Consider the following 7,367-nt stretch of genomic DNA (forward strand, 5'->3'; position numbering starts at 1 on the left):
CGGCAAGCACTTTATCCCGTAAGTCATCACTATAGGCGGCTGGCATTGGGCGTAGGGGTACAGTGGAGACACGACTTTTCTATACTGTCCTAATAACACCTTTGGCTGCTATACCAGTCAATGGGCGCTGGGTGGTCGCTCCAGGCGCGCTACCAACATCGACTGGGACGATCCGAATTTCGAGGAGCAGGCGTACGATCCGTGGGTCGCTTATAGCCGGTCGAAAACCACCAATTCATTGTTCGCTGTGGAGTTTGACAGGCGGCATCGCGATCGCGGCCTTCAGGCTGCTTCGGTGATGCCCGGAAACAGTCTGACGGATCTACCCCGCCATTTCTCGCCGGAGGACTTGCAGGGCCTTTTGCAGACGGTTGACGCAGCGCGCACCGAAGCGGGACTGCCGCCGAAAGCGTTGAAAGAAATTCCGCAGGCAGCCGCAACGTCGGTCTGGGCCGCAGTCGTGGCTAACAAAGACGAGATTGGTGAATACTGTCTTGAAGATTGCGCGATCGCGCCGATCGACGACACGCCCAATCCATTTGCCGACGGCGTCAGGTCGTATGCGCTCGACGCTAACAAAGCTAAGCAGCTTTGGGCGAAAAGCGAGGAATTGATCAGCGCTGTGTCCTGAAGATTATCGCGTAAGAATTTGACAAAATATCCTAAAAATCTGAAAGAAACCGTGCATTAAAACTCATTACACTTTGGTTAATCAGACGAGAATCCAATGCGGTATTCATAGGAGATTTCAATGCCTTACGTTAGTGTTGGCCAAGAAGATTCTGCAACCATTGATCTCTACTACGAAGATATTGGGACAGGTCAACCGATTGTTCTCATTCACGGATTTCCCCTCAACGGTTATTCCTGGGAAAAGCAGGTTTTAGTGCTGCTAAATGCGGGGTATCGAGTGATTACCTACGATCGCCGAGGGTTTGGTGCTTCTAGCCAACCCTCGTTTGGCTATGACTACGATACGTTTGCAGCAGATTTGAACGTGCTAATGACCAAGCTTGGCTTACATGATGCTGTGTTAGTCGGCTTTTCAACGGGAACAGGCGAAGTCATGCGCTATCTTGGCAAATATGGCTCAGAGCGGGTGCAGAAAGCCGTTCTGATGGCCCCAGTGCCGCCCTTTTTGCTGAAGATCGATGATAATCTCGAAGGCGTTGACCAAAGCATTTTCGATGGCATCATGAAAGCGATTTTTGAAGATCTTCCAGCCTATTTTGCTGCGTTTTTCAGAGAATTCTTCAAGGTGAATATGTTGCTTGACGATTCTCGTTCCGAGAGGTTACACCAGCGCATTAGCGACGATGCCATTCAGGCCAGTTGGAATGTTGCCGTCGGTGCGTCTACCAAAGGAACGTTAGATGGTGTACCGGCCTGGCTGACTGATTTTCGTGATGATCTGCCCCGCATTGACGTGCCAACTTTGATCATTTATGGAGATAGCGATCGCATTTTGCCGCTTGAGTCCACCGCAGCAAGACTCCTGAAGCTGATTAAAAACAGTCAACATGTTGTCATTCCTGGCGGACCGCACGCCATCAACAGGACTCACGCTGATCAGGTCAATCCCGTGTTACTAGACTTTCTTCAGCTCAGTTCTAAGATCAAAGGAATTCGTCACCATGTCTAAAGTGTCTTCTGACCACCCGCAGAAGACCCCCGCCGCGTCCGCACCAAACAAAGTCTCCCGTCCAGACTGGCTCGAAGTCGTTGTCGGTCTCGTCGTCTGCGCAATCGTCGGGTACGGAGGTGGCTCGCAGCTATCGCGGCTCGGGCTCGACCCCGTGGTCTACGGATTGGTCTTCACTGCGCTGTCTGGTGTCGCTGGCATCGCCGGGTTTGCTGCCGCTGTGCTGCTCCGCATCCGTCCCCTGCGCGCCTTTGGCGTTCGCCGAACCTCCAGACGCTGGCTCATCACCGGGGCTGGGGCGGGAGTGGTCACCTTCGTGGTCAAAGGTCTGGCGGACCTGACCTACATCGCCATCACCGGGGATAGCTCCACCCCTCAGACCATGTACGCCGAAGGTGGCAGTGGCGGAATACTGTCTCTAATTCTGGCGACGATGTTCCTCGGTCTCCTCACACCCCTTGGCGAGGAGCTGCTCTTCCGGGGCGTCGTCGCCAACGCGCTGCTGCGCTACGGTCCGTTCATCGGAGTCGTGGGCAGCACGTTGGATTTTCGCCCTCGATCACGGCATCAATATCGTCTTCCCTTCAGCTGTGGTAATGAGTCTTGTCGGTGCCGAGCTGCTGCGCCGCAGTGGCTCGGTCTGGCCCGCTGTCGTCGTTCATGTCGTCTTCAACCTGCCCACGATTCCGGTAATGGTGCTCGCCGGTATGGGCTGAACTATCAGCAACCAGATTAAACGAGCAAATCACCATGTCTCACGTTTCTTCTAATCACCCACGAGATCTTGACCTACCCATGCACGACGCAGGTCCAACAGCCCCCGCTAGGAGAACCCTGCTCACTCGCAAAAGCTACAGCAGTACTCGCCATAGTGTGGGTTGCCTCCAGTGCCAAAACTAAGGATTTAGAAGCCACTATCGACAATCGTACTGAACAGAGAAACACCATGGATAAGCCCGAGTTTTTTGCCACCCCCGGGTATGGGGAATACATGCTGGATGAATTGCATTACTCGCAAGCGGTAAAAATTGGCGATCGCGTGGAGACATCTGGCCAAGGTGGTTGGAATGACGATCTGCAAATTCCCGAATTGCTTGCGGACGAGATTGCTCAAGCGTTTCAGAACGTAGAGCGAACGTTGGCGACTGCCGGTGCTAGTTGGGAGCATGTGGTTCACGTTAATTCTTACCATGTTGGCGGGTTGCCCGCGGAGGTTAACGATGCGATGGTTAGGCTATATCTCCACTACATGCCCAACCACGTCTCCATTTGGACACAGATAGGAGTCGCGGCGCTTGGACTGCCAACGATGCGGATTGAAATCCGCGTTACTGCAATTGTTCTGTGAGGTTCGCATAAACGGCAGCGCTGTCGCTTGTGCGTAGAAAGAGCGTGACGATGAGAAACAGCCGGATGCCGTTCTTGAGCGCGAACCTATTCATAGGATGTTTGCCTTCATGTTGGGTGATTTCGTAAGATAGCCTTTGATCACGCAACGTGAGTGGTCATAAAACAACGGATATGATTCGCGATCGCATCTCCACACTCTTCTAGGGCAAAGTGTCCGGTATTAAGGAAGGTGTCGAGGCTGATGGCTGCCAGACTTTGAACACCATTGGTGTATTGCCAACGAGTTCCTTACAGGGTGAGGAGAAAATTGAGTTTATCTGCATTCCCAGGGAAGCAATCGCAGCAGTATGCCCTGACGGGTTCCCAAAATTGGAGTATTGCCATAGGTTCATCGGCATTGACCTTCACGCTCAAGGTTTAAGCGTCCAATAAGCCAGTCTGCGAAATTTTCCTACATTTCACCACTGAAGATCTGCCAGTCAAACGCAATTAAGAAATGCAGTTGCTACTTAAACGTCAACTGCTGAAGTTCCTTTTGATTCCAGTTGCCTAACCTGGCGGCAGCTTCGTAGGTGCTTTGCAAGAAATCTAACAACGCCTGATCGGGTGATTCTGCCTCACGGACAGCGTCATAGGGCAAAATAAATTCACCCAGTTCCTTATTGTAAAATGCAGCATCGGGACGAACCTCAGCCTGCTTAAACCCATCGGGTTCTGGGTACGCATAGGAAAAAAACGCTGGGTATGATAATCCGGCTCCGGGCCAGAATCCAGCACTACTGACTTCCTGGGAGTAGGCTTCCTTTGCCACTACATCCGGCAAATTTGGCACCCCTCCCGGATGCTCTGGAGCCGATCGCCCAGAAAAGCGAGTCACGGCTAAATCAAAACTTCCCCAAAAAAAATGAACGGGACTAACCTTGCCGGAAAAATGTGAACGAAATTCTCGAAAGACGCGATCGGACTGTAGCAGCACTCGCCAGAATCGATTGGCATAGTCCGCATCATAAGCAGCATGGGTTTCATCCTGCTCAAATTGAATCGGATCTGAAACTTCGTTCGGTTTGGTGTTAATGGTGATATGAAGGTCGAGTGCACTGAGCGTTTCCATCACGTTCTGGTAGAAATCAGCGACAGAGCGAGGGTAGAGAGCGATCACCCGTCTTGCCCCTTCGCTGGTTTGAATCAGCAGCTCATGATCGATGAAATCGAAGTCGATTTGAAAGATCCGGCTACCATAGGGAATCGTGGAAGTGGTCAGTCCCCGAACGGTTAAATAGAGGGGAATATGCCAGGAATGATTAATCCACGGAGTTTGGGCCAATCGGATTTTGCCGATGATTTGCGTCCACATGTGTAGGGTGGCATAGGTATCCTGCCATGCGTCTAGGGGTAAACTCGGCCAAATATCTGTTAGGGCAGGCTGATTTGACATTATGGTTTCCTCGCGAGTAGAAAAGGGGTACGTGATCAATAGTTCTTCTGTTGTTCGTCGGCAAAACACCACAGCCATTGTTCTCCCAATTCGGCTGAACTGATCACCGTGTGTCCGCTCTCTTCGTAATGGCGGCGAGCGTGTTGATTTTTAGACGAGTCGCAGCACAGCATTTTGCCGCAGGTTTGGCAAATTCTCAAGTGAACCCAGCGATCGCCAACTCGAAGGCATTCCTCACAGCGAAATACCGGGTAATTGGCTTTTGAAATCATATCCTCTAGCGTCAATTCGTTCAGGTGTTGACAAGACATCGAGGATTCCTGTGAATGTGCAAGATATGTACTTGATCAAATGGGATACAGCCATCTGCGAAAGAGTTGGGTGAGGCGCGGCATAATCACGTAGGTGAGCAGGGCAACCGTTAGACCTGTAACTAACAACGTTCTAAGCAATGCCGGAAGCTCCGCTAAGAGCGGTACTAGCAAACGATTGAGAATAGATATCGTGAAAAACACTCCCAGCCATGTCACGATTGCCATTTTGTAGCGCGGAGGTGGAGCCTTCATCGGTTTGTTGGGAAGCATGAACCAGGTTTCTAGACCTGTCAGGGTTTGAATGGTTTCAGGCTTTTCAATCAAAGGTTGTAACCGCTCTAACCATTCTTGCCGCACGCTGGATTCTAGCCAGGCTTTGAGGTTGTCGTAATGATCAAATTTGACAATTGCCACATATTCAGGATGAGCGTGATCACCGGGACGGATCACACTCACCCCTAAATGTCCCTTAAATTGGTGGGCAGCAATCGCAATTCCGTGCAACCACTCCTCATACCCCTGTTCACGCCCAGTTCGAATGAGGTGAGAAATAATGGCGGTTACCTGATAGGTGTCTTCGTCGGTACCCACAACCAGTGGATCTAGCATCACACATGACCTCAAAACTTTAGCTACCCAAAAAGTGATGATAGTTAATGCGCGATCGCTGCTCTTAAAGCAGATTGGGCATTAGCGATCGCCAGCTCACGGGCTTCATCCCCCATATTCAAGCTATCGGCATAGACGAACTCAACATCCGTTATCCCAATAAACCCAAAAATGAGTTTTAGATAGGGTGTTTGTAAATCATAGGCATGAGTCGGGCTACCTTCGGGGTAGGCTCCGCCTTGAGCCATAATGATCGTCATTTTCTTGTTGTGAACCAGTCCCTTGTAACCTGTTTCATCAACGGAGAATGTACGTCCCGCTCGCACAATCTGGTCAAGATAGGCTTTGAAGTTAGCGGGAATGCTGAAGTTATACATGGGGATACTGAAAACGTAGCGATCGGCTGATAAAAACTCGTCGATCAATTCGTCGGAAATTTGAATTGCAGCGGCTAACTCAGGTGTATGTTGATCGGAGGGAGTAAATGCAGCCGCGATCCAGTCTTCGCTCACAAAAGGAACAGGGTAGTGCCCAATATCACGGTAGGTGATGGTGTCGTTGGGATGAGTGGTTTTCCACTGGTCAATGAACTCTCTAGAGAGCGTGCGAGAGATGGAGCGATCGCCACGCGGACTCGCATCTAAATGGAGAATGTGGGTCATAGAATAAATCTCAGATTGTGAATGAAGAATGCAGCGGCCTCAGCAAACCCCTCGATCTCGAAAAACTGGTGCAGGCCGTGGTCGAACTCACCCAGGCTCGTTTACCGAGCGACGCTCAGCGCTTGTAGCACGGCTTGGGCCGCCGTCTCGGAAGAGGCCGGATTTTGCCCGGTGATCAGGAGGCCGTCATGCACCACGTGGATCTGCCAATCCTCGGCTTTAGAGTAGTTGCCGCCGTTCTGCTTTAGCATGTCTTCTACCAGAAAGGGCACTACATCGGTCAGGCCCACGGCATCTTCCTCGCTGTTGGTGAAGCCGGTTACGCCTTTATTTTGCACCAAAGGCTTACCATCGGGCGCTTTGGCATCGCGCAGCACCCCAGGGGCGTGGCACACGGCGGCCACGGGCTTATTGGCCCCATAGAAGGCTTCGATCAAGGCAATGGAGTGGGTATCGTCGGCGAGATCCCACAGTGGGCCGTGGCCACCGGGGTAAAACACGGCGTCGTAGTCGGCAGCTGACAGCGTAGCCAGCACAGCGGTGTTGGCCAGAGCTTTTTGGGCGTCAGAATCCTTGCTAAAGCGAGCGGTGGCCTCGGTTTGGGCGTCAGGCTCATCGCTTTTGGGGTCTAGCGGGGGGTGCCCGCCCTGGGGCGAGGCTAGGGTAATGTCGGCTCCAGCATCTTTGAACACGTAGTAAGGGGCCGCGAATTCTTCTAGCCAGAAGCCAGTTTTTTTGCCGGTGTCTCCTAGCTGGTCGTGGGAGGTCAAAATCATCAAAATTTTCATGGTTATTCCTGAGTTAAATGAATTGCAAGTTGTGGTCAAAACGGCGATGGGGCTTAGTCGCTAACCGCCGATCAGCTCGACTAGGGCCAATTGCAGAATGAAATCAAAAGCTAAACATCTCTGCTTGTGCTTTTAAGTGAAACGTCTGTTTACCCTCAAGGGTTGATGACGTAAGCGATCGCGCCATGAACTGAGTCTGCAAGACAACGCCAAATTTCATCACTTAAGATCCGCAAGTTAAGCACAGAGTTAAGATTTTCGTGTCACATGCCCAAAGAGCATTCGCCCAGTTGCACCTTGAATATTCATGCCTTCAAGCATGAAACTGTGCAATTTACTTGCTCGATCCATTTGCATGGCTGTTTGCACAAAATCAATGTAGGTGGTTGCCTTCAAGCTGTCGCCTATAGCAAGTTAAATTTTTTACAGTGCAAATTGATAGATTAACCATGCTATCGCAGAGTAGAAGGCTGGCTCTAACTTAAGTTAGAATCCGAGTTTGATCGAAAGTACATTCATACAACCGATCGACCATCCCTGTCTGAATGCAAAATCCGGTAGCGATGT

8 protein-coding genes and 2 pseudogenes are annotated in these 7,367 nt (G+C 51.1%); 5 read left to right on the top strand and 5 right to left on the bottom strand.

The window, feature by feature from the left end; all coding sequences use genetic code 11:
• Positions 1–154: 154 nt before the first annotated feature.
• The 5 genes and pseudogenes from H6F57_RS26855 to H6F57_RS26870 form a co-directional block, all read left to right on the top strand.
• Positions 155–631, top strand: a pseudogene (locus H6F57_RS26855) (shikimate dehydrogenase); the annotation flags it as partial.
• Positions 632–751: 120 nt separating this feature from the next.
• On the top strand, positions 752–1,642 hold the full coding sequence (locus H6F57_RS26860) for an alpha/beta hydrolase (RefSeq protein WP_190507888.1): 891 nt from the start codon (positions 752–754) through the stop codon (positions 1,640–1,642).
• 433 nt (positions 1,643–2,075) lie between these two features.
• A pseudogene (locus H6F57_RS28560) lies at positions 2,076–2,122 on the top strand (hypothetical protein); the annotation flags it as partial.
• Positions 2,123–2,238: 116 nt separating this feature from the next.
• Positions 2,239–2,358 carry a hypothetical protein gene (locus tag H6F57_RS28565; protein ID WP_347276004.1) on the top strand — a complete coding sequence of 40 codons (120 nt, stop codon included), beginning with the start codon at positions 2,239–2,241 and terminating at the stop codon, positions 2,356–2,358.
• A gap of 230 nt (positions 2,359–2,588) precedes the next feature.
• Complete coding sequence (locus H6F57_RS26870) at positions 2,589–2,990, top strand: RidA family protein (protein ID WP_190507889.1); 402 nt, start codon at positions 2,589–2,591, stop codon at positions 2,988–2,990.
• Positions 2,991–3,497: 507 nt separating this feature from the next.
• On the opposite strand, the gene H6F57_RS26875 is transcribed toward H6F57_RS26870, so the two are convergent.
• From H6F57_RS26875 to H6F57_RS26895, 5 genes are all read right to left on the bottom strand, one after another.
• The gene (locus tag H6F57_RS26875) at positions 3,498–4,427 is read right to left on the bottom strand and encodes a DUF5996 family protein (RefSeq protein ID WP_190507890.1); all 930 of its coding nucleotides are present in this window, start codon (positions 4,425–4,427) and stop codon (positions 3,498–3,500) included.
• Between the two features lie 35 nt (positions 4,428–4,462).
• Positions 4,463–4,738, bottom strand: coding sequence for a UBP-type zinc finger domain-containing protein (locus H6F57_RS26880; protein ID WP_190507891.1), 276 nt, complete (start codon positions 4,736–4,738; stop codon positions 4,463–4,465).
• Positions 4,739–4,774: 36 nt separating this feature from the next.
• Positions 4,775–5,353, bottom strand: coding sequence for an antibiotic biosynthesis monooxygenase (locus tag H6F57_RS26885; protein ID WP_190507892.1), 579 nt, complete (start codon positions 5,351–5,353; stop codon positions 4,775–4,777).
• Positions 5,354–5,394: 41 nt separating this feature from the next.
• A complete protein-coding gene (locus tag H6F57_RS26890; RefSeq protein ID WP_190507893.1) occupies positions 5,395–6,012 on the bottom strand; it encodes an FMN-dependent NADH-azoreductase in 618 nt (205 codons plus the stop codon).
• A gap of 101 nt (positions 6,013–6,113) precedes the next feature.
• Positions 6,114–6,800: a type 1 glutamine amidotransferase domain-containing protein gene (locus tag H6F57_RS26895; protein WP_190507894.1), complete on the bottom strand. Its 687-nt coding sequence runs from the start codon at positions 6,798–6,800 to the stop codon at positions 6,114–6,116.
• Positions 6,801–7,367 lie beyond the last annotated feature (567 nt).

This window comes from Leptolyngbya sp. FACHB-60 (genome assembly GCF_014695775.1).
Classification (GTDB): domain Bacteria; phylum Cyanobacteriota; class Cyanobacteriia; order Phormidesmidales; family Phormidesmidaceae; genus Nodosilinea.